This window comes from Lentibacillus halodurans (assembly GCF_900112045.1).
GTDB lineage: Bacteria > Bacillota > Bacilli > Bacillales > Amphibacillaceae > Lentibacillus > Lentibacillus halodurans.
This window is the reverse complement of record NZ_FOJW01000001.1, coordinates 270,426-292,316: the sequence shown is the minus strand read 5'-3', so window position 1 is coordinate 292,316 and position 21,891 is coordinate 270,426. Positions and strand designations below refer to the sequence as shown.

Genomic DNA, 21,891 nt, shown 5'->3' with positions numbered 1-21,891 from the left:
TCACCCTTCTTCCGCTAATGAACTTTTATTGGACGGGGCTGTTTCTATAGTACCTTTTATATAGGATTTGATGGCTGAAAGATGTGCCGGAAAATGTGGCAGTCGCTTTTCAATCAATAAAGTTTCTTTACGGATGAATGTGTTCATCGCATATAGGGCATCATGATGGTCACTTACAGGAATTTGTTCAGACCAGGAACCAAAGACCTTATCAAATCCGGATTGTGTGATACGGTTTTTAGCTGCTTCTAACCTTCTCGTCATTAGCCATTCCGGTGTAATACCACTGATCGTTTTTTCACCAACAAATGCAGCAATCCTGGTTATTAAAAGTGATTCCAACTTTTTAAAAACTTGGATAAATGTATCAAATGAATCGAAATCTTTATAATATAATTGCATTTTATACTCATTAATATCTGTAATGGCAGTTGCCAGAACCTGGGTCATTTTTACTTCTTCTATTTCTGACAGAATCAGATAATATAATCCGCTATAGTAGTCTCCGGCAAGTACAGATAACTGTTTTGACTTTTCATCATGATCGGTATGCACAAAATCATTTGAATTCGGTACTAAATCATGTGTGTCCAGTGCCATTTGAACAAGCATTGCTGTAACAATGTAATGTTCCTTTTTGGATTCCGGTAAAGCAGTATTATTTAAGATAGAAGTTAATATATATAGTTTATCATCGTCTAACTGAGGTGTTTGTACGTATTGTTCGATATAGGCATAATACATTTTTTGGTTTATTAAAGCTTTTAGATGACTTATCTCCATACTGGATGTCTGCAAAACAACCACCTGTACCCTTTCATCCATTCCACAAATCATACTGTCATTATAGCATATTATGCGTATGTTCCATAACTAAAATTAATAAGGCGTATGAAAATAAGCATGAGAATGATATGTTATTCGTTACTGACTTCACCGTGACTTGTCTGGATCAATGCCTTCCCTCTCACTTTTACAGCAGAGGTATGTTCTGTAAATTGAGCAATCATCACTTCATTTTCATCCAATTTTTCCGAATGATGAAACCGGGTAACCGATCCCCTCGTCAAACCGATAACGTTTACGCCGTCCTCCAGAGCTTTTATGACAAAAAAGTCTTCCATAGCATCCACTCCCATAATGCTTAAATTCTAAGCTCCCGCGTTAAGTGTCATAACAAGTTTGCATAAAGTGAAAAAAAGAGCACGCAATAACGTGCCCTTTTTTTCGGCCCTATGTAAGAAACAGTTATTTAACGCTTTCTTTAAGGGCTTTTCCTGGTTTAAATGCAGGAACTTTACTTGCAGGAATTTTAATTTCTTCTCCGGTTTGTGGATTACGTCCTTTACGCTCGGAACGCTCACGTACCTCAAAGTTCCCGAATCCGATTAACTGTACTTTTTCACCTTTTTTAAGTGAATCCATGACAGATTCAAAAACTGCATCTACAGCTTTCGTAGCATCTTTCTTGGAAAGTTCGCTTTTTTCTGCAACGGCATTAACCAAGTCTGTTTTATTCATGACATTCACCTCCTCCCAAAATTGTTCATAGACATTGGAACAAACTGTAAATATATCATCATTTGTTTCCAATTTGTCTTTTTTTATACTTAATGTCACCAAAATCATTGATGACAAGGCTTATATTAACCGAGATTGGAACAAAATTCAACAATAAGTGCCTAATTTATCGGTATTAATTTTATTTTTTTGCTATCATTTCCTATAATTTTGGAAAAATGACCATCAGCTGCACCTGCTATCCTGCCTGATATAGAGTCTTTTATAATGATATACGACATAAAAGGAAAATCTCCTGCTTTTTTAAAGAAAAAAATGAAGAATTCGAACAAAAAAATAGCAACTATGTATAGCTGCTATAAAATAATGGCTATTAATCCGCCGGAACCTTCGTTGATAATCCGTTCCAGTGTATCTTTTAATTTATACCTCGCATTTTCCGGCATGAGTGAAATTTTCGCCTGAATGCCTTCTCTGACAATCGAGCTTAATGATCTGCCAAAAATGTCCGATTCCCAGATGGATAATGGATCTTCCTCAAAATCCTGCATCAGGTATCTTACGAGTTCCTCACTTTGTTTTTCGGTGCCGATAATTGGGGCGAATTCAGATTCAACTTCAACCTTTACCATATGGATGGATGGTGCTATTGCCTTTAGGCGGACACCAAATCTGGAACCCTGACGAATAATCTCCGGTTCATCCAGTTTCATATCCTCCAATGTTGGTGCAGCAATGCCATAACCAGTCTGCTTTACCATTTGCAATGCACCTGCTACTTGATCGTATTCCCGTTTGGCATGGGCAAAATCCTGCATGAGTTCAAGCAAATGGTCTTTTCCACGTATCTCTTCACCGACTATTTCCTTCAGCACTTCATCATATAAATGATCCGGAGCATGCAGGTCAATTTCTGCTATACCGTCACCCATTTCCATACCGGCAAGATTTGCTCTGTCGATGTAGTCATAGTCAGCAAAATTGCCTATAATGTGATCGACATCACGTAACCTTCTGATATTTTTGACAGTTGACTGGATGGCATCCTGGTAATTTCGCTGCAGCCAATGTTCTTCGTTAAGAACCATGACCCAGCTTGGCAGATTCACATTCACTTCCAGCACAGGGAATTCATATAATGCCTCCCGCATGACATTATAGACATCATGTTCAGTCATCGTCTCTACATTCATGGCCAGTACAGGTATGTCATATTTATCGATAAGATCCTGGCGCAGCAGTTCCGTTTCCTGACTGGTCGGCCGTGCCGAATTGACAACCATAATAAACGGTTTGCCGACTTCTTTCATTTCTTCCACAATTTTTTCCTCTGGTTCCTGATAGTCAGTGCGTGCTATTTCCCCGAATGTTCCATCAGTTGTGACTACAACACCGATCGTTGAATGTTCCTGAATGACTTTTCTTGTTCCGATTTCTGCTGCATCATGGAATGGTATCGGATCTTCATACCAAGGTGTGTTAATCATCCTGGGTCCATTTTCGTCCTCAAATCCTTTGGCCCCATCAACAGCGTAACCTACACAATCCACCAGACGGACATTTACATCGAGACCTTCATCAACGTGCACTGATACTGCCTGATTCGGAATAAACTTTGGTTCGGTTGTCATAATGGTTTTTCCGGCAGCACTTTGCGGTAATTCATCATGGGCCCTGCCACGTTCACTTTCATCCGAAATATTCGGTAAAACGCCCAGTTCCATAAAATGTTTAATAAAAGTTGATTTTCCGGTCCGGACAGCACCTACAATCCCAAGGTAAATATCTCCATTCGTCCGCTTTGAAATATCTTTGAAAATATCAACTCTCTCCAAACGATCCCCTCCCGATCTCCTTTTCCAAAAATCAAAAACTACTTGCGAATGATTGACATTACAAGTCTATGATGTTGTCCTATCGGATTATGACTTAATTAGGCTTAAAAAGAGGCAAAAAAAGATTTTTATTTGTTAACCATAAAATCCCCTGCAACACAATATATGTCACAAGGGATTGATTATGCTTATTTATTTTGCTTATCCGTCAAGTTGAAAGCAGGTTCACCGTCACGAATTGTATATGGAAAGGAATATACGGGTACGAATGGTGTCTTTTCAGCCAATAGGTATCGGATGTCGTCTCCTTCTTCAAAATTATGTTCATATTCTTCAAGTGCGTTCGTTAAATCAATCCGATAATCAACATACAAGTTACCTTCCGTGTCCATCACAATTGGCAAATTTTCCTGCGAGTAAGGACTGACTACATATGGCCGGGATTCAAGACCCAGTTCTTCATGATCTACCTGGAAAATACCCTCAGCAACCTCTTTGCCAAATGGTGGATAAAGGTGTTCGTTCCGATATATATCCAGTTTTACAGCCACTTCCCTGATTGTATCCGAAATACGTAAATCAATCAGTTTCACTTGCGGATTTTCATCAGGGATAATGATTGTATATTGATATATTCCGCCGTTCTGATAAGCATTTCCAGGGATTTCGGTCATAATGTTCTGCTCCTTTAACGGCTGGAAGTCAACTAGATGCTTTTGAAAAATGGGCGTATCACTGGGTTTGGTCTGAATTGGCAGCAGTCCCTGATTTTTCTCCTGATATTGATCGACTGCTGATTGTACTGCTTCCAACTGGGATTCATTTGACTTCTGGTTTTTTGATAATTCACTTTCGGGATAGAGACACCCGCTTAAAAGAAATATCATCGATAATAAACAAAGAAGCCTAATATATGTATGTTTCATCACCCTGAGCCTCCTATGCTGTTGGACCGTTGAAAACGATGTAAAAAATAATAACCGTGCCAACGAGTAATGATAAATAGGCCAGCAGAGATACAATTGCTGATAAGAATCCTTTTAATTTATATCTGCTGAGCAGGATGAGTCCCATCGCTACAAGCAATAAGCCCATACCGACGAATGAAATCCACATATTCAGCATACTTTCTGACATTTCATCCACTCCTATTCAAAACATGCACACCGTATTATAACATATGCCATGATGTATGGGCATGCCAGAAAAACTTCTGGTGAAAGATTCGGATTCGATCATAATTTAGATATGCCATGATGTATGGGCATGCCAGAAAAACTTGGCGAACTGTAAAAAATCCGGAATGAAGGGGGCTGGCTTCATCCCGGTATGACTAAATAATACCCACCGCAACTCCATCCATGAATGCTTGTGCGATTTATATTATGCGAGCATACGGGTCAATGTATCCTCACTTGCCCAGATACAGCTATTTTTTAAACATTTTATTTAACGTCTGCATATCCATTGGCATGTTATTTTTTATAATTGATTCTACAATTTTATCTTCTTTTTCTTTGGAAATAGGTTTATTTGCTAAATTTGCTAAACGCCGCACCAGAGATCTGACTGTCTTTTCATCTGAAAAATCGGCTTGTTTTACAGAGTCTGCCACCTTATAAATTTCATTCGGGCTGATATCAGAATTCTGCTGAACTTTATCAAAAAGTTTATCCTGAAAATTACTCACATGCTCGCCTCCTTGCATAGTCATTTCAACATATTATATGCAAAGGCGGCGAATAAGTGTTATTGCGGATAATTGACACTTAGTAAGCTCGAGATATCATCCATTTCCTCCCGCTTGGTCCGGTTCATTAATTGTTCAACAACATCTTTGGGCTCTTTGTCTTCAAATAGAACCTGATATAATCCTTGCGTGATCGGCATCTCAATCTGCTGTTCCTTTGCAAATTGATAGGCTGCTTTTGTTGTCCGGACACCTTCAACGACCATACCCATTTGTTCCAGCACCTCATCAAGCTTCTGGCCTCCGCCCAGCATGTTACCTGCACGCCAGTTTCGGCTGTGAGGGCTTGTGCATGTGACAATCAGATCACCAACACCCGGCAATCCCAAAAAGGTTAAAGGGCTAGCTCCAAGTGATACGCCCAACCTGGTTATTTCAGCTAATCCTCTCGTAATCAAAGCAGCCTTTGCGTTGTCACCATATCCTAGCCCATCGGATATGCCTGCTCCGAGTGCAATAATATTCTTTAATGCACCACCCAATTCAATGCCTACTATATCAGTACTCGTATAGACACGGAATGATTCATTAATGAATAAATCCTGGGATAATGCCGCGTTATGGCTGTTTAAGGAAGAAACAGTCACCGTTGTTGGCTGCCGCTTACCGACTTCTTCCGCGTGACTTGGTCCCGAGAGCACGACAATATCTTCATAATCATAATGATCCATTTCCTCACCAATTACCTGGGAGACCCGTTTCAGTGATTCCGGCTCAATTCCTTTCGTTGCATGAATCATAACAGCCTTCTGTTTCAGTGTGTTATTTAACTCCATACAGACTTCCCTGATTGCTTTGGTAGGTACAACCATAACAATGGCTGAAACATCATCAATCGCTTCATTCAATTCGTAAAATGCTTGAATCTGTTCGGGTATGTAGGCATCCAGATATTGTTCATTTTTGTACGTCGTATTAATCGCTTCTGCTTGTTCTTTGCGGTGTGTCCATAATCTGACATCATGACCGTTATCTGCCAGCACAATACTTAACGCTGTTCCCCAGCTTCCGGCACCCAATACTGCTACTTTAGTCAATCCTATTCCTCCCTTGAGAAGCTTATTTATCCTTATTGCCGTTTTCGTGCAAATAGCTTAAGTGGTGTACCTGCAAATCCGAATGCATCTCTGATCCGATTTTCGAGAAATCGTCTATACGAAAAATGCATTAGATCAGGTTCATTCACAAATATGACAAAGCTGGGTGGTTTGACAGCTACCTGAGTGGCATACAATATTTTTAGCCGTTTACCTTTAACTGTTGGGGTTGGATTCATTGCCAGCGCATCCATAATTACATCATTCAACACATTTGTCGGTACACGTTTTGCATGATTTTCACTTGCGGTCTTTATCGCAGGAATTAACGTATGCAATCGTTTTTTTGTGGTGGCCGACAGGAAAACAACCGGTGCATAATCCAAATATTGAAAGTGAGCTCGGACTTTCTCCTCAAATTCTTTCATCGTTTTTTCATTTGCCTCAACTGTATCCCATTTGTTAATGACGATAATGATACCTCGTCCCGCTTCATGTGCGTAACCGGCAATTTTTTTATCCTGTTCCCTTATACCTGTTTGGGCATCAATTAAAACTAAAGCAACATCAGATCGTTCGATGGCTTTTAATGCACGTAATACACTATACTTTTCAGTCGCTTCATAAACTTTCCCGCGCTTGCGCATTCCGGCCGTATCAATAATCACGAAATCCTGATCATCTTTATGAAGATGTGTATCAATCGCATCCCTAGTTGTCCCTTCCTGTTCACTGACAATGACACGTTCTTCGTTAAGCATAGCGTTAACAAGCGATGATTTTCCCACATTGGGTCTTCCGATTAAACTGAAATAAATGGTATCTTCATCCGGTTCTTCATTGTGCATTTCCGGAAAATATCCGACAACATTATCCAATAAATCACCAAGTCCGAGACCATGAGCCCCGGAAATTGGATACGGTTCACCAAACCCTAATGCATAATATTCATAAATTTCTTCGCGCATTTCCGGGTTATCCATTTTATTCACTGCAACAACAACCGGTTTATTCGACTTATACAACATTTTGGCTACCTCTTCGTCAGCAGCAGTAATCCCTTCGCGTCCATTCAACAAAAATATGATGACATCCGATTCCTCGATTGCGATCTCCGCTTGCTGGCGCATTTGAACAAGAAGTGGTTCATCACTCATATCGATACCACCTGTATCAATGACATTAAATGTTGTTGTCAGCCATTCAGCTTTCGCATAGACACGATCCCGTGTAACACCGGGTGTGTCCTCTACAATTGAAATTCGCTCTCCGACGAGTCGATTAAAAATGGTCGACTTACCTACATTAGGTCTCCCTACAATTGCTACAACAGATTTCCTCATGAAAGGAACATCCTTTCTGCGTCTCTTTGAATTACATTTGCAACAATGCTTACTTCAGCTTTTACTAATTCTAGCAAAAGAATGGTATAACCACAATTATTATTGTGCCTGCTTCCTGAATAATGGTTTTGATTTTGGGATGGATTTATGAAGTTTTCGTGTTATTTTCAGTTTTAATATGAGTAACAAATCATAGCATAAAATCGCAACCGTGATGACAAGAATACAATCGAAAAAGCGTTTATCTCCAATCATATCAGGGATTAAATAACCGGATATGATAATACTGTACAGTAACTCTCCCCCGGACATCCCCAGCAGACTGCAAGCCAGTCTGTTCCATAGCCCTGTTGTTGTCAAGATAATTAACATGAAAAGGATACATGAAATAGTTACCAACGGAGGAAGAAAGAGGTTCAATGGTGTATGGTTCATCCAAATTAGAATAGCGGTATACCCTATCATGATCGTGAATGAACCGAATACATGAAAAAGCGTTCGGGAAAGTCTCGTATGCAATATAAAAGCCCCTATCAAAAGGACCAAATAACTTGCGGATAGCTGAAAATGATCAAACGATATGTATGAATTTGAACTTATAATCAATAACAGCAGCCAGCATGCCAGTATTGTTCTGAGCCTGTTTTTGGGCATTATAAAAGTGACAATAGTCCATAAAATCCATGAAAACCAATAGAAAAGCAATCCATTGCTCATTTTACCTCACCTGCCACTATCATTATGACTGATTCAGTTATGTTTTAAACAAACAAAAGCGGAAGTGAGTTGATGTTGACTTATCAGACGAAGGTTTGGGAGTCACACTGCAACTTTTACTCTGGAGGTGGACTTGGCTGATTCAGTAGTTAAGTTATCCACCATTATTCAATCTATCTATCGTTTCCTGTGCAATCAAAAAGGCCCTTTCCCATGTGGAAAGAGCCTTAGCAATGATGTTATTTGTATTTGTCTAATTCATCACCGACAAAATCGCCCAGCTGGAATCCTGACTGATCATCATCTTTTTCATATTGTTTCACTTCTGATGCTTCTTTTTCCTGTTCCAATTCCTTTATGCTGAGGGATATTCGTTCTTCCTGTTCATTGACGTCCAGAACTTTCACCTGAATTTCCTGACCAATCTCAAGCACTTCCTGTGGCGTTCCAATATGCCGGTTGGCAATTTGTGAAATATGAACCAAACCTTCAACACCGGGAAGAACTTCAACGAAAGCACCGAAGTTTACCAGGCGTTTAACTGTACCTTCCAGCACATCGCCTCTTGATACACGGTCCTCAATATTCGCCCATGGACCTGGAAGTGTTTTCTTACGGGAAAGGGAGATTCGTTCATTATCTCTGTCAACGGATAATACTTCTACGTCGATCTTGTCTCCTTCTGCCACAACATCCGAAGCTTTTTCAACATGCTCATGTGCAAGTTGTGAAATATGAACAAGTCCATCAATACCGCCAAGATCAACAAAAACACCAAAATTGGTCAAACGTTGTACAGTACCCTCAAGCACTTGGCCTTCTACCAATGACTGCAGCACATCATGTTTTTTCGCATCCATTTCATCTTGAACAACATCTTTATGAGATAATATGATACGATTCTGTTCCTTGTCCAAATCGACAATTTTAACCGTCAATGAATGATTAATATAATCGGAGAAGTCCTCAACATAGTACGTTTCCACCAGAGATGCCGGAATAAATCCTCGTACACCCACATCAGCAACGAGTCCGCCCTTTACAATTTCTTTAATTTCTGTCTCAAATACATAACCATTTTGATATTTTTCTTCTAACGTTTCCCATGCCTGTTCAGCATCTACTGCTTTTTTGGACAGAATGACTTCATCATCTTCATCCATTTTTTTGATATACAAGGTTAATGAATCACCCTCCTGCACTACATCACTTGCTTTTTCAATGTGCAGGCTTGATAGTTCACCAATCGGCACAATGCCTTCTGTTTTGTAGCCAATATCAACAAGAACTTGTTTGTCTTCCACTTTTATAACTGTCCCTGTTACAATGTCACCTATATTTAATTGCGTTGTTTCGTTACTGGATTCACTCATACCATTAGCCCTCCTTAAAATACATAACAACAGAAAATGAAAATTGCCTTTTTTATAACTTCTAATATTTATAATTATTTGTCAAGCGATGCATGTTGAGAATGATAATGATCCATCAAAATTTTAATTTCCGTCATAATCGCTTCTGCTGTTTCTTTAGCTGATTTTTTCGCAGCGCGATAAGCTTCCATATTCATTGGCTCACCATAAATCACGGTCAGTTTTTTGCCCGGTTTGTATGGGCCGATAATGGCGCATGGCACAATTGCCGCATTGGATCGCAATGCAAAAAAACCAGCGCCGGCCAGCGGTTCTCCAAGCTCGCCTGTTTTACTTCTAGACCCTTCCGGAAACAGACCTAACGTATTTCCATTTTCAAGAATTTTTAATCCTTTACGCAATGCATTCCGGTCTCCCATTCCTCTTTTAACCGGAAATGCATGAATACCTGTCAGTAGTTTGCCCAAAAAAGGCTTTTCAAACAATTCCCCTTTTGCCATAAAATAAATATCTCTAGGTGATGTAATCCCAACTACAGGAGGATCGAGATTGGAAATGTGATTTGAACAAATGATGACCGGGCCGGTTTTCGGAACATTTTTCTTCCCGATTACCCTGATACGGTACAGCGGATAAACTATGAATGACACTACCGTTTTAGCTATTTTGTAAAGATTCATTATTTTTCCCCTTTATCAGCCAGTACCTTTTTGACCTCGTTCAGGATGGATGCTGCAACCTCATCAATTGATAAATCAGTTGTATCCAGTTCAATTGCATCATCCGCTTTGATTAATGGAGCAATCTCACGTTTTGAGTCAATCCGGTCTCTTTGTTCAATTTCCTGTTTCAATTTCTCGAAATCAGTGGAAAATCCTTTTTGAAGATTTTCTTCATACCTGCGTCTTGCACGTTCCTCTACAGATGCCTTTAAAAATATCTTGACTTCTGCATTAGGGATAACATGTGTTCCAATATCCCTTCCATCCATGACAACACAGCGTTTTTGCGCAAGGCCACGTTGGCGTTTGACCATTTCCCGGCGTACATTCGGGTGTTTAGCTGTATAGGATACATGATTCGTCACTTCTTCAGAGCGAATATCATGTGTAACATCCTCACCATCAACCAGAACATGCTGCTGATTCTTTCCCTGCTCAAGTTCTATGTTTGTATCAGCCAACAGTTCGGAAAGTTTCTGTTCATCCTCCAAAGAAATTTGATCGCGGAGTGCTTTGTATGTGAACGCCCGATACATTGCTCCAGTATCAATATAAATAAATGAAAGTTCCTTTGCGACCATTTTGGAAACAGTACTTTTCCCGGCTGCTGCGGGACCATCGATTGCTATCGCTATTTGCTCTTGTTTCATTGCTGTCATTCATTCCTCTCATACATTCCACTCATTTGAACAGTAAAAACTTGGCCTGTGCCAAGTTTTATCTATGTAATCCCTTATTTAAAATAATAACATACATGCTTAAAAAAGTTCTACTGATTTCAAAATCCAATCCCTATGATAATTCCTTTTTTCTTGATTCCAGCTGTTTCTCAAAACAGTAACGAATGATCAATTGCTGTTCACTTTCATTGATTGATACAAACTTCAAGGATGCTTTGCTGACACCGTTATCATCATCAACACGGATCACTTCTGCTATTGCATGTATATATTGAAAATCTCCTGAATGCATCTGCAGCACGATCCATATATCCAGTCTTTCGCTTATATCAATTGGATGAGATTCAGGTAAAATAACGGATATACCACCACCGCTTATATCCGCTGTCACTGTCGTAAATGAATCTTTTGCACGATGGACTGCAACATCGACAGCCGTATCGATCCGGACAAACTGGCGCCGTTGTATCGTGCTGATCGCTTCTTTTTCCGGGAAGGTAATGGCCAGTGCCGGTATGTTTTCCTTAACCCTTGCAGCTATTTCCGTATGAAACATATAAACAGTCTGATCTGTTCCAATATAAGTGATTTTCATATGCGTTCCTTCCGGTAAAAATACTGTTTTATTCGTTTTATCATCAATTGGAAGATCAATCAATAAATGATGTGCAGTTTTTTCAATTACGCTGCTTCGATATTTGCTGATTTCTCCTGTTTCAGAGTTGTTTATTTCCATTGTAAGTGCGGTGCCTATTTTCATAAAAACCCCCCTCCCTAATTAAGCCTTTATACCTATTATTACAAAAAAGTCAAAAAAGGGAAAGACTTAAATCTTTCCCTAAGAAATGGATGCGTAATTAATTTCAGTGCCATCAAGTTTTTCCACTTTTTCTTCAGTTCCATCCATTGCATTGATAAATATCCGGTACGTCTCATTATCAAGCACACCAAGAAATTCATACACGAATACTTCTTCACCGATATCATTGTCTATAACCGCCATATGTTCTTCGTTGATTTGTACCTCGGGATTTACTTCTTCTTTTGCTTCTTCAATGGAGAGCTCTGGTTCTGGAATGTCCCGCTCTTTATGGTTCATAAAGTAATTTCTCGCAGTCAGTCCAAGCAGTTCACCATCATCCAATGCTACTTTCAGCTCAATTGCATCGGAATAGATCCGTACATCATCCTGATTATAAAGAAACGAGTAAACACCGACATTGTCAAACTGATTGCTTGTAAAAACGTCCATATCTTCAAAGTTATATTGTTCCAGGTAGTCTTTGGCCTTTTCGAGCCCTTCGTTCAGACTGATACCTTGTTCCTGGACATCACGGTTAACCAGCAGTGTGAGCGGATGTCCTCCCTGTTTCGTAATATCAAGATAACCATTTTTATTACCATTTTGATAGGAGATGCTGTAAATCGGTACATCCGCTCCCTTCCCACTTTCGGTAACATTTAGGTTATTCGCGTTCTCTACATTGAATAACTCCTGACCTCTTTTTACTGCCTCTTCCTGATTTATCGTTTCACCAGTCAGGTTCTGGTACTCATGTTCTTCTGAAGATGTTCCTGTGAGTGCAGAGTCTGTGTTACTTTCAGCATACCCCTTTACTTTCTTTTCAACGGTTTCAAAACCATCAACAATGGTATTATCCGATTGTTCATCCTGCGTAGCCAAAGCTAATTGTACATCCATCCACCGTAAATTTTCATCCAATACAGTATGCTGTACTTGTCTTAACTCATCTTTCAACTCACCGGACTGTTCATACAAATTTTGCAGTGTATTTACCTCTTTGTCATTCAGCGGCTCCTCCTGCAAATCCCTTACGGACGTCTGATAGGTAAAATCACCTATATTTGCAAGGAACTCTTCTGTTTTGTTAAACGGCATTAATGACAGTGGGAGTTGTCCAACATCGGAAATAGCCTCTGATGTAAGTCGCCATATTTCAACCATCTGCGGAGAAAGTCGTTCTTTTGAGTTCATAGCCAATGCTGTCCCAATTTTATCATGCAGCAAGTCCATATGGTAAGAAAGTTCATGAAACGCGCGTTGATAATTGTTCTCAGCTTGTATTAACACAGCATTCTTCTCCTGATGCTCTTGGTAACCCCAAAAGCCAACACCGGCAATTCCTAACGTAAGTACGCCAATTAAAATCCATCGTAGCATCCTTCATCACTCCTTTCTATTTAGCAAATATATGTTTTCCGATTTTTTTAATTTGTGGCCTGGACCAGATCCAATCTGATGTTGCCGTATTCGGGTTAAAATAATATTGAGCATTTCCGGATGGATCCCATCCATTGATTGCATCGAGTACTGCTTCTCTGGATGTCTCATCTGGTGTAAGCCAAATTTGTCCGTCAGCTACTGCCGTAAAGGCTCTTGGCTCAAAAATCACCCCGGAAACGGAATTGGGAAATGTTGAGCTTTCAACCCGGTTTAAAATGACAGCTGCCACTGCAACTTGTCCCACATACGGTTCTCCTCTTGCCTCGCCGTTTACAGCATTCGCCATTAACTGAATATCATTTTGCGAATATCCCTGGGGTACATTAACAGCTGTAGCTTCGGCACCGGCATTATCGTCAGCATTGTCGTTAGCGGTATTATTATTGTTGTTGTTAGCATTGTTATTATTCGCGTCGTTGTTGTTATCGGGGCTTGATTCGGACTGTTTTTCATTATCAACGCCGCCATAATGTGTAAAATCATTTCCCTGTCTTATTTGATTTTTGACAAACTCCCTGTTAAATTCGCTCGCTGCAGCTAATTTTTCTTTCGTTTCTGACCCGGCAAGACCATCAATTTCAATTCCGAATTCATATTGGAAATTACGTAATGCCCAATACGTACTCCAGCCGAAGACACCATCTATATCGCCATTGTAAAATCCGAGATATTGCAATCTCGCCTGAAGTTCAATAACATCCTCTCCAACTGCCCCATGCTGAATGACTTGTTCCGTAAAAGCATTTACTGGTTTCGCAGAATGTGTCGTTTGCAGTCCTATCGCCAAAAAACCTATAATGATAAATAGGTACATTTTTTTATTGGTCATGTCGTTTCCTCCTGCTCATGCATTATCATGTTGCACCTATTTTTTTACGAAATAGCCTTTTTATTCATCTGTAATATTTATACGGAAAACTTGTCTAGGAGAAAGTCTTTATCTCTCCTATAAGGCAGCCTATAAATTTTAATTTGACGTTATAATAGAACATCCTTTGCATCTGTTTGATACAAAGGATGTTATGCCTGCTTTTTCTGTTGCTCATGTCTACTGTAAATAACATTTTGATTAGCGGTTTTCATGCGATGTAAAGCAACGAACCAGAGACCGGTCATAAAAGGAATGAGTAATACTAACCAATCACTCGTTACCGTTTTAAGTATATAATTATAGGTACCATGCAATAGAAATGGCACTGATAGGGCCAACAAAATATTCCATTTTTGATGTGTTTGATTCATTTTGGCTTTCCCGAAATGATATCCCATCATTACACCAAATAGTGCATGTGAAGATACCGGGAATAACGCTCGTGTAAAAGCATATTCAATGCCATTGGTCATTAAATATAAAATATTTTCCACCGACGCAAATCCCAGACTGATGGAAACAGCGTAGACAATCCCGTCATAATGGGCATCAAAATCGGTGTGATGGAAAATCACGTACATAAAAATGAACCATTTAAAGAATTCTTCAAGTAAGCCTGACAGCAAAAAGGATTGAACAAAGCTGCTGGTACTCAAATTTTCAGCCGTAAACCCATATTGAATAAACATGATTGGAAACACAAGCAGAGCACCAAACAGAAACGTTTTGACCATTAATGACAATGGTTCGGTAAACCGATCTTTTAAATAAAAAAAAGCCATCAATGCAAAAGCAGGCGCAATTCCTGCTGAAAAAAGCGCGAGCATGGCAGAACCTCTTCCCAGTAATGTTGTATTTATCATATCATGCAGCCAAGCAAATGAAAATAAATATAGAAGAAAGGTGATTGCTTTGAAAGATATCCTCATTATTCATACAGGCGGGACAATATCAATGCTGGAAAATAAAAACACTGGGGAAGTCACAACAACAAATCAGCATCCTTTGACAGATTTGTCTCATCAGTTAGATTTTCCTGCTCATGTTGATGAGATCATCCCCTTCTCGGTGCCATCACCCCAAATCACGCCACAGCACATGCTGCAGCTGGCGAATAAAATTGGCGAGCTGGCTGCTGACTATGACGGATTTGTCATTACACATGGAACAGATACACTTGAAGAGACGGCATATTTTCTGGATCTGGTTTTAGAAACGAACAAGCCTGTTATTATTACGGGTGCCATGCGATCAACGAATGAAATTGGCTCAGATGCACTTTATAACCTGATCAGCTCGCTGAGAACGGCAATCAGTGACGAAGCCCGGAATAAAGGCGTATTGGTTGTCATGAATGATGAAATCCATACTGCAAGAAATGTAACGAAAACATCAACCAGTAATGTGGCAACATTTCAAAGTCCACAGTACGGGCCGATTGGTATTGTCACCAAAGAATCGATCATTTTTCATCATACGATTTTATCAAGAATGACCTATCCGACCAATAATATCAATAAAAATGTATTTTTGTTAAAAGCATATGCCGGTATGAATGGGGAAATGCTGCATGCCTTATACCAAGCAAAACCGGATGGGCTTGTCATCGAAGGGCTGGGACAGGGTAATTTACCCAAAAATACGCTGACATCATTAAATCAGTTCATACATGATCTTATACCGGTCATATTGGTATCAAGATGTTACCAGGGCATTGTGCAGCCGACATATGGTTATGACGGCGGCGGTAAACACCTTAAAGAAATGGGTGTTATTTTCGCCAACGGGTTAACAGGTCCCAAAGCCCGGCTTAAGCTGTTAATTACACTGGAAACGACAACAGACGCGGACAAATTAAAAGGAATGTTCGAGAAAGATGATTAATTAGGTATTCAAAACGAATGGGCATTGTCAGAAAAATAAAGGGATAACAGCCTGGTCCCCCGCTGTTATCCCTTTGATGTAATGGCTTTGGCAATAATTCCGCTGTGGTAGCGGCCGTTTTCAATAAAAATTTCATTGTTATTATAACCTGCTGCAACAACGCCAGCTACATAAATACCAGACACATTCGTTTCCATCGTTTCCTCGAAATACGGGCGACCGGTGGTTTCATCTATCTCAACACCCGCCTCCGTCAAAAACTGATGATCCGGTTTATATCCGGTCATGGCAAACACAAAATCATTTTCTATTTCTTTTGTCTCATTTCCAGCAGTATAAATTACTTTATCAGTCGTAATCTGTTGTACATGTGCATTAAATTCCATTTGGACGATTTCTTTGCGTACAAGTGAATCAAATTCCGGTAATATCCAAGGTTTGATGCTTCTGGAATACTGATCGCCACGATATAATACCGTAATATTCGCCCCGGCTTTATGAAGTTCAAGTGTTGTATCTACAGCAGAGTTTTTTCCACCGATCACAACTGTATTTTTATTGTAATATGGATGGGCTTCTTTAAAATAGTGCATGACCTTTGGCAGTTCTTCACCAGGAATATTCATTTTATTTGGTTGATCGTAATAGCCGGTGGCAATGATAACGTTTGCTGCTAAATATGTTTGGTTTATTCCTTTTTCATTTTCGGTTTTAACCCAAATCATATTTTTATCGGAAGGTTTGATTTTAACAACCTTCTCAAATGTGCTGAGCCGTAAGTTTTTTCGATTGGATACTTCCCGGTAATAAGCCAATGCCTGATTGCGGACCGGCTTTTGCTTTTCTGTTATAAACGGAACACCGCCAACTTCAAGTTTCTCACTGGAACTGAAAAATGTCTGGTGAGTCGGAAAATTGTAGATCGTATTAACGATATTCTCTTTTTCAATAATTAAAGGGTTTATGCCATACTCCTGAAGCTCGATGGCACAGGCCATGCCGCATGGCCCGCCTCCGACAATGATTGTATCTTCCTTTTGCATCGGTAACGCACTTCCTTATAACGTAATTCGCTAAAAAACTCCTACCCAACTATACATGATAAGAGTTTTTTCGTCACTTATTTAGATTTGATTATTGTCATGCCGGTTTTACCCGATTTCGGCCTTTTATTCTGTCCTTTGCTTTACACCCAGCCACGGAATCTTGCTGCCTCGGCCATTTTGCGGACACCGGCCATATATGCAGCCAGACGCATGTCAATACGTCTTGTTTCAGCAGTATTATAAATATTGTTGAACGACTTTATTATAATTTCATGAAGTTTTTCATCAATCTCTTCAGCCGTCCAATAGAAACCCTGATTATTTTGAACCCATTCAAAATAAGATACGGTTACACCGCCTGATGATGCGAGTACATCGGGTACAAGTAAAATTCCGCGTTCTGACAATATTTTGGTCGCCTCTAATGTTGTTGGGCCGTTTGCAGCTTCAACAACGATACTCGCTTTAATGTCATGGGCATTCTGTTTGGTAATTTGATTTTCAACTGCTGCAGGAACAAGAATATCGCAATCCAGTTCAAGTAAATCCTGATTCGCTATCGTGTTATTAAATAATTTTGTCACAGTTCCGAAGCTGTCTCTCCGGTCAAGTAAATAATCGATGTCGAGTCCATCAGGTTCATGCAGTGCTCCGTATGCATCTGAAATGCCTACTATTTTGGCACCTGCATCATGCAGGAACTTTGCCAGGAAACTTCCGGCATTCCCAAAGCCCTGGACAACCACTCTTGCGCCTTTAACATCAATACCTTTTTTCTTCGCAGCTTCGTTAATGCATATTGTTACACCTTTAGCAGTTGCAGACTCTCTACCGTGTGAACCTCCGAGAACGATTGGCTTTCCTGTAATGAAACCCGGATTGTTAAATTCATCAATGCGGCTGTATTCATCCATCATCCAAGCCATAATTTGTGAATTCGTGAATACGTCAGGTGCCGGAATATCTTTATTTGGGCCTACAATCTGGCTGATTGCCCGCACATACCCTCTGCTGAGTCCTTCCAGTTCACGGAATGACATTTCACGCGGATCACAGATGATGCCGCCTTTACCGCCGCCATATGGCAAATCAACAATTCCTGCCTTTAAACTCATCCAAATTGACAAAGCTTTTACTTCTTTTTCTGTTACGTTTGGATGAAATCTGACACCGCCTTTTGTAGGTCCGACGGCATCGTTATGCTGTGCACGGTATCCGGTGAAGATTTTAATGGATCCATCATCCATCCGGACAGGAATTCTTACTGTCATCATACGCATAGGATCTTTTAACAGCTCGAATACTTCATCAGGGTAACCCAATTTCTCCAATGCAGTTTTTACAACAGTCCGTGTTGATGTTAACACATCCGTACTTTCACTTTTTTCTTTGGTAGAGTCTGCTGCGTTATCGGCTACCATGAATTTACCTCCTAGATCATCGAAAAATATTTTAATAATAGCTTTACTCAGAGATTAGTATACACCTTCCCAATAAATATGCAATAAAATAAAGCGATTTTCTCCATAAAAACGAAATTAAAAAGCGATTCCGTTATGGTTAATTTTAGCTGCACGCTTTAACTGTAAAACGTATTCATGATTTGACTGACAGCCGACGAATCCATGATCACTTTTCCATATTCTTTCAATCTGTATGATGTGATAATACTTGGAAAGGAAAATTCTGACATAATCGCAATTATGTTTTCTTTATCCTTTTGAGGAAGCTCTTCTTCGTGAAACAACATATAATAGCGTTTATCCATATAATATATTTGTCCGCCGTTTATACTTAATGCTGTTAAATTAGAGGCAACCTGAATGATATCTTCAAAATCATCAAAGGAGAAGATTAATTCCCTACTTTCATCCAACGTCACTTTCATCTCAACAAAATCTTCATCCCAGTTGGAGTTGTTCCCCTTTTGGGTCACAATGACATGCATCCCCTGTGCCTGCATTAAATGTACCTGAACGAGCAGCACACCTTCGAGCTCAAATCCCAACTCAGTGCTTGCTTCATACATCATATCACTAAACAAGTTTCGCACATTTGCTGCATCATACCATAAATCCTCTTTCGTAAAGCCGCGATCTATTAAGTCATCAAAGGTCAGAAAAATTGTGAATTGGTTATTGGATACCCGCTCAATACGCATTAAGCATCCCCCTCTTTTTACATAAATTATTCCTGGCAAAGAATTGAAGTAAAGTTTCAACGGCACCTATATCCTTTACTATACTATATGCTGCTGAAGTAATTGTTGAACATTTATAATTATTATTTGTATTTTTATCGTGTCTATAAGGTTTTTCAAAAAATCCCCCATTGATCAGCGGGGATATTGAAATTGCATGACTCATGGTTCCACGCGTAATACTCTGTAAGCTAAACACCTTGAAATGGAGATATCAGCCTTTTTTAATGCTTACATACTTGTGATCGTGTCCAGAAGCTCTTCTCCCCATAGATAAAAAGTCGTGCCAAACAATAGGAGGAGGATGATCATCACTAATAACAGTCTTTTTGATGCGCTGCTGATTTTTAATTTTGTACGCTTGTTGTATCTGTTGTGCACTTCTTTTCGAGGAGGTAAATTTAATATATCAACTTCAGGTTCCGTGTCTAACGCTGGTGTTGTACCCCCTGCCCGAACTTCCTGTTCACTATCACCTTCGACCTCATCAAGGAGTTTTCTCAATTCTGATGCCTGATCATTCGATTCCCTGACTTTATTCTCCATATCCGTGCACCTCATTTCTTAAAACGAATGATAACCCCTAACACAAAATCCACTGTAAAATGGGCGATAATCGCCACCAATAAATTTTCTGTAAGAACAAACATATAGCCAATCAAAAAGCTGATAAATAAAACCGAAACGAGTAAAACCGGTTTGTTCAAATAGCGAACATGAACAAGAGCAAATAAGAGACTTGCAACTGTATATCCGAATACTATCTGAATGACGCCCCGAAACAGCAATTCTTCTGTTACAGCAACCAGTAATGCAATGCCAAAAACACCTCTAATGGAACGGTTTTTAAAAATTCTATCATTAATACCGCCATCGTCATAGTATTTATTTGGGAAAATATACATAAGCAGCAAATCGATACAAACGATGAAAATACCCGGCAGTATCCCGTAATAAATAAAGTCACTTATTTGAAAAGTGAAGTAGCCAAGCCAGTCGGTCATCTTGTCAAACAGCAGGAAACTTAGCAGTATAGTCAGACCCAGAAGCAACAGCTGTGAAAAGATCAGTTGCTGTTTTAGCTCCTTATCGGTCAATTGCTTCACAATTTCACGCTGTTTCGTCATCATGATCTCCAATGAACAATATCTTTTTTAACTTGGTGTCCCATGAGAAATCTTTCTGGTCATCTGTGCGTGTTTGTTCCGGCTCCCAATTTTCAAATGAAAACCCGCAGTTACTGCAACACATATACAAAGGTGTTTTGTAATCGTCCTGAAAACTATTGTAAAGCGTTTCACGCAAACAATTCTCTTCATGAATCGAACTGATCATCTCATAAAGCTTTCTTTCTTTTGACACTGTTCTTGTCTCAACTAAGCAGCCGATTTTTTCAATAGTTTGTTGCCAATCTTCTTTGTGATAAATCAGCTGATTACCCTTAATCATACCATGTTTCTCCATTTGATAGTTCAAAAATCGCCATTGAATTTCATTCAGCTGTAGTGTTTCCAACAATTGTTCAGTTGAAGGCAACTGCTGGTAATGAAAATATGAACGGTACAGCTTGCTGAATAAGTTGTTCAGGTTTTCTTTAGGCGGTAATTCATTTTCAATAATTGAGTTGGGGATTGCCTCATCCCCCGGAGAATATAGTAACAAACTGATACTTGATTTTCCATCACGGCCTGCTCTGCCGACTTCCTGGAGAAAAGATTCAATCTGCATAGGGAAATGATAGTGTAAAATCAGTCTTATATTCTGTTTATTGATTCCCATTCCAAACGCACTTGTACAGCAAATAATATCAAGCTGATCATTCATGAACTGCTGTTGTATGGTAATTCTGTCTAATTGATCCATCGCCCCATGATAAAAAGCCACGCGTTGAGAAGGAAGGCTTTCAGACAAAAATGCAGCCATTTCTTCCGTTTTTCGTCTGCTGGAAAAATAAATCAGCGTCGGTACACGATATCGCTTGAATATTTTCACCATGACATCTTGTTTTTCCCGATCGTCATTTACTTTTTGTACTGTAAATGTGATATTTTCCCGATCCATTGGATAAATATGACCGATCATTTCATATCTGTTGAGTGAGCTAATGATGTCCTGCTGCACTTCCTTCGTAGCTGTCGCACTCAGCGCCAGTACAGTCGGATTGTTCAATTCTCCCAACACCTTGCCAAGCCGTAAGTAATCAGGTCTGAACTCATGTCCCCACTGCGAAATACAATGTGCCTCATCTATGACAAATAAATCAATTTTAACATGTTTCAGCTGCTTGATAAGTTCATGTTGCTGCAATAGTTCGGGAGATAGATAAATCAGTTTGAACTGATTTAATTGCCGATAGACGCTCTTTTTCTCAGGAAGTGTCATAAAACTGTTTAATGCCACAACATCCTTAAACCCCGTTGCTTTCAGCTGCTTTACCTGATCTTCCATCAAAGAAATTAACGGTGAGACAACAATGGTAACGCCCTCAAATAGGCTTGCAGGTAACTGATAGCAGAGTGATTTTCCTGAACCAGTCGGAAGAATTCCCAACACATCATTTCCGTGCATGATATCTTTTATAATTTCTTCCTGCCCAGGACGAAATGATGAAATGCAAAATTGTTTTCTTAACTGTTCTTTCAATTTTTGATTCGTCAATGCCATCAC

At 39.6% G+C, this 21,891-nt stretch carries 24 protein-coding genes; 1 reads left to right on the top strand and 23 read right to left on the bottom strand.

The features are described 5' to 3' along the window. From BM195_RS01545 to prsW, 17 genes are all read right to left on the bottom strand, one after another. Complete coding sequence (locus BM195_RS01545; RefSeq protein ID WP_170848113.1) at positions 1–825, bottom strand: heptaprenyl diphosphate synthase component 1; 825 nt, start codon at positions 823–825, stop codon at positions 1–3. 92 nt (positions 826–917) lie between these two features. After that, on the bottom strand, positions 918–1,124 hold the full coding sequence (mtrB, locus tag BM195_RS01540; protein WP_090232562.1) for a trp RNA-binding attenuation protein MtrB: 207 nt from the start codon (positions 1,122–1,124) through the stop codon (positions 918–920). Positions 1,125–1,248: 124 nt separating this feature from the next. After that, positions 1,249–1,521: an HU family DNA-binding protein gene (locus BM195_RS01535; protein ID WP_090232559.1), complete on the bottom strand. Its 273-nt coding sequence runs from the start codon at positions 1,519–1,521 to the stop codon at positions 1,249–1,251. A 356-nt stretch (positions 1,522–1,877) separates the two neighbouring features. Then, positions 1,878–3,356 carry a stage IV sporulation protein A gene (spoIVA, locus tag BM195_RS01530; protein WP_090232556.1) on the bottom strand — a complete coding sequence of 493 codons (1,479 nt, stop codon included), beginning with the start codon at positions 3,354–3,356 and terminating at the stop codon, positions 1,878–1,880. Between the two features lie 188 nt (positions 3,357–3,544). Further along, entirely contained in the window at positions 3,545–4,282 is a 738-nt protein-coding gene (locus BM195_RS01525) for a hypothetical protein (protein WP_090232553.1), read from the bottom strand. Positions 4,283–4,295: 13 nt separating this feature from the next. Beyond that, on the bottom strand, positions 4,296–4,493 hold the full coding sequence (locus BM195_RS01520; RefSeq protein ID WP_090232551.1) for a DUF2768 domain-containing protein: 198 nt from the start codon (positions 4,491–4,493) through the stop codon (positions 4,296–4,298). Between the two features lie 292 nt (positions 4,494–4,785). Further along, the gene (locus BM195_RS01515) at positions 4,786–5,046 is read right to left on the bottom strand and encodes a stage VI sporulation protein F (RefSeq protein ID WP_090232549.1); all 261 of its coding nucleotides are present in this window, start codon (positions 5,044–5,046) and stop codon (positions 4,786–4,788) included. Positions 5,047–5,105: 59 nt separating this feature from the next. Continuing rightward, positions 5,106–6,143, bottom strand: coding sequence for an NAD(P)H-dependent glycerol-3-phosphate dehydrogenase (locus BM195_RS01510; RefSeq protein ID WP_090232546.1), 1,038 nt, complete (start codon positions 6,141–6,143; stop codon positions 5,106–5,108). A gap of 32 nt (positions 6,144–6,175) precedes the next feature. Further along, the gene (der, locus tag BM195_RS01505; protein ID WP_090232544.1) at positions 6,176–7,486 is read right to left on the bottom strand and encodes a ribosome biogenesis GTPase Der; all 1,311 of its coding nucleotides are present in this window, start codon (positions 7,484–7,486) and stop codon (positions 6,176–6,178) included. A gap of 99 nt (positions 7,487–7,585) precedes the next feature. Further along, on the bottom strand, positions 7,586–8,203 hold the full coding sequence (locus tag BM195_RS01500) for a YphA family membrane protein (protein WP_090232542.1): 618 nt from the start codon (positions 8,201–8,203) through the stop codon (positions 7,586–7,588). Positions 8,204–8,442: 239 nt separating this feature from the next. After that, positions 8,443–9,576 (bottom strand): 30S ribosomal protein S1, encoded by a 1,134-nt coding sequence (gene rpsA, locus BM195_RS01495; RefSeq protein WP_090232540.1) that lies wholly within the window; start codon positions 9,574–9,576, stop codon positions 8,443–8,445. Positions 9,577–9,650: 74 nt separating this feature from the next. Then, the gene (locus tag BM195_RS01490; RefSeq protein WP_090232538.1) at positions 9,651–10,256 is read right to left on the bottom strand and encodes a lysophospholipid acyltransferase family protein; all 606 of its coding nucleotides are present in this window, start codon (positions 10,254–10,256) and stop codon (positions 9,651–9,653) included. Next, complete coding sequence (gene cmk, locus BM195_RS01485; RefSeq protein WP_090233183.1) at positions 10,256–10,948, bottom strand: (d)CMP kinase; 693 nt, start codon at positions 10,946–10,948, stop codon at positions 10,256–10,258. Before cmk ends, BM195_RS01490 begins: the two co-directional genes overlap by 1 nt. Before the next feature lie 142 nt (positions 10,949–11,090). Next, positions 11,091–11,738, bottom strand: coding sequence for a flagellar brake protein (locus tag BM195_RS01480; RefSeq protein WP_090232535.1), 648 nt, complete (start codon positions 11,736–11,738; stop codon positions 11,091–11,093). A gap of 78 nt (positions 11,739–11,816) precedes the next feature. Continuing rightward, the gene (ypeB, locus tag BM195_RS01475; protein WP_090232532.1) at positions 11,817–13,160 is read right to left on the bottom strand and encodes a germination protein YpeB; all 1,344 of its coding nucleotides are present in this window, start codon (positions 13,158–13,160) and stop codon (positions 11,817–11,819) included. A gap of 16 nt (positions 13,161–13,176) precedes the next feature. Then, positions 13,177–14,052 carry a spore cortex-lytic enzyme gene (sleB, locus tag BM195_RS01470; RefSeq protein WP_090232529.1) on the bottom strand — a complete coding sequence of 292 codons (876 nt, stop codon included), beginning with the start codon at positions 14,050–14,052 and terminating at the stop codon, positions 13,177–13,179. Positions 14,053–14,243: 191 nt separating this feature from the next. Next, the gene (gene prsW / locus BM195_RS01465) at positions 14,244–14,921 is read right to left on the bottom strand and encodes a glutamic-type intramembrane protease PrsW (protein WP_090232526.1); all 678 of its coding nucleotides are present in this window, start codon (positions 14,919–14,921) and stop codon (positions 14,244–14,246) included. An 85-nt stretch (positions 14,922–15,006) separates the two neighbouring features. Between prsW and BM195_RS01460 the strand changes: the two genes are divergently transcribed. Then, complete coding sequence (locus tag BM195_RS01460) at positions 15,007–15,978, top strand: asparaginase (protein ID WP_170848126.1); 972 nt, start codon at positions 15,007–15,009, stop codon at positions 15,976–15,978. 65 nt (positions 15,979–16,043) lie between these two features. Here BM195_RS01460 and BM195_RS01455 read toward each other — a convergent pair whose 3' ends face one another. The 6 genes from BM195_RS01455 to BM195_RS01430 form a co-directional block, all read right to left on the bottom strand. Continuing rightward, positions 16,044–17,021, bottom strand: coding sequence for a YpdA family putative bacillithiol disulfide reductase (locus BM195_RS01455; protein WP_090232524.1), 978 nt, complete (start codon positions 17,019–17,021; stop codon positions 16,044–16,046). Positions 17,022–17,164: 143 nt separating this feature from the next. Continuing rightward, entirely contained in the window at positions 17,165–18,445 is a 1,281-nt protein-coding gene (locus BM195_RS01450) for a Glu/Leu/Phe/Val family dehydrogenase (RefSeq protein WP_090232521.1), read from the bottom strand. Positions 18,446–18,603: 158 nt separating this feature from the next. Beyond that, on the bottom strand, positions 18,604–19,185 hold the full coding sequence (locus BM195_RS01445; protein WP_090232518.1) for a genetic competence negative regulator: 582 nt from the start codon (positions 19,183–19,185) through the stop codon (positions 18,604–18,606). A 270-nt stretch (positions 19,186–19,455) separates the two neighbouring features. Further along, entirely contained in the window at positions 19,456–19,770 is a 315-nt protein-coding gene (locus BM195_RS01440; protein ID WP_090232516.1) for a hypothetical protein, read from the bottom strand. 11 nt (positions 19,771–19,781) lie between these two features. Continuing rightward, on the bottom strand, positions 19,782–20,351 hold the full coding sequence (locus BM195_RS01435) for a CPBP family intramembrane glutamic endopeptidase (protein ID WP_090232513.1): 570 nt from the start codon (positions 20,349–20,351) through the stop codon (positions 19,782–19,784). Continuing rightward, the gene (locus BM195_RS01430) at positions 20,335–21,888 is read right to left on the bottom strand and encodes a RecQ family ATP-dependent DNA helicase (RefSeq protein WP_090232510.1); all 1,554 of its coding nucleotides are present in this window, start codon (positions 21,886–21,888) and stop codon (positions 20,335–20,337) included. The genes BM195_RS01435 and BM195_RS01430 overlap by 17 nt, the downstream gene beginning before the upstream one ends. Between the last annotated feature and the right edge of the window lie 3 nt (positions 21,889–21,891).

What these genes read in the sequence shown, in the direction of transcription:
- rpsA (WP_090232540.1), bottom strand. Translation starts at nt 9,576, where the DNA reads ATGAGTGAATCCAGTAACGAAACAACGCAATTAAATATAGGTGACATT.
- BM195_RS01440 (WP_090232516.1), bottom strand. Translation starts at nt 19,770, where the DNA reads ATGGAGAATAAAGTCAGGGAATCGAATGATCAGGCATCAGAATTGAGA.
- BM195_RS01430 (WP_090232510.1), bottom strand. Translation starts at nt 21,888, where the DNA reads ATGGCATTGACGAATCAAAAATTGAAAGAACAGTTAAGAAAACAATTT.
- BM195_RS01450 (WP_090232521.1), bottom strand. Translation starts at nt 18,445, where the DNA reads ATGGTAGCCGATAACGCAGCAGACTCTACCAAAGAAAAAAGTGAAAGT.
- prsW (WP_090232526.1), bottom strand. Translation starts at nt 14,921, where the DNA reads ATGCTCGCGCTTTTTTCAGCAGGAATTGCGCCTGCTTTTGCATTGATG.
- cmk (WP_090233183.1), bottom strand. Translation starts at nt 10,948, where the DNA reads ATGAAACAAGAGCAAATAGCGATAGCAATCGATGGTCCCGCAGCAGCC.
- ypeB (WP_090232532.1), bottom strand. Translation starts at nt 13,160, where the DNA reads ATGCTACGATGGATTTTAATTGGCGTACTTACGTTAGGAATTGCCGGT.
- BM195_RS01525 (WP_090232553.1), bottom strand. Translation starts at nt 4,282, where the DNA reads ATGAAACATACATATATTAGGCTTCTTTGTTTATTATCGATGATATTT.
- mtrB (WP_090232562.1), bottom strand. Translation starts at nt 1,124, where the DNA reads ATGGAAGACTTTTTTGTCATAAAAGCTCTGGAGGACGGCGTAAACGTT.
- BM195_RS01545 (WP_170848113.1), bottom strand. Translation starts at nt 825, where the DNA reads ATGGATGAAAGGGTACAGGTGGTTGTTTTGCAGACATCCAGTATGGAG.
- BM195_RS01500 (WP_090232542.1), bottom strand. Translation starts at nt 8,203, where the DNA reads ATGAGCAATGGATTGCTTTTCTATTGGTTTTCATGGATTTTATGGACT.
- BM195_RS01455 (WP_090232524.1), bottom strand. Translation starts at nt 17,021, where the DNA reads ATGCAAAAGGAAGATACAATCATTGTCGGAGGCGGGCCATGCGGCATG.
- der (WP_090232544.1), bottom strand. Translation starts at nt 7,486, where the DNA reads ATGAGGAAATCTGTTGTAGCAATTGTAGGGAGACCTAATGTAGGTAAG.
- BM195_RS01535 (WP_090232559.1), bottom strand. Translation starts at nt 1,521, where the DNA reads ATGAATAAAACAGACTTGGTTAATGCCGTTGCAGAAAAAAGCGAACTT.
- BM195_RS01480 (WP_090232535.1), bottom strand. Translation starts at nt 11,738, where the DNA reads ATGAAAATAGGCACCGCACTTACAATGGAAATAAACAACTCTGAAACA.
- BM195_RS01490 (WP_090232538.1), bottom strand. Translation starts at nt 10,256, where the DNA reads ATGAATCTTTACAAAATAGCTAAAACGGTAGTGTCATTCATAGTTTAT.
- BM195_RS01520 (WP_090232551.1), bottom strand. Translation starts at nt 4,493, where the DNA reads ATGTCAGAAAGTATGCTGAATATGTGGATTTCATTCGTCGGTATGGGC.
- sleB (WP_090232529.1), bottom strand. Translation starts at nt 14,052, where the DNA reads ATGACCAATAAAAAAATGTACCTATTTATCATTATAGGTTTTTTGGCG.
- BM195_RS01435 (WP_090232513.1), bottom strand. Translation starts at nt 20,351, where the DNA reads ATGACGAAACAGCGTGAAATTGTGAAGCAATTGACCGATAAGGAGCTA.
- BM195_RS01445 (WP_090232518.1), bottom strand. Translation starts at nt 19,185, where the DNA reads ATGCGTATTGAGCGGGTATCCAATAACCAATTCACAATTTTTCTGACC.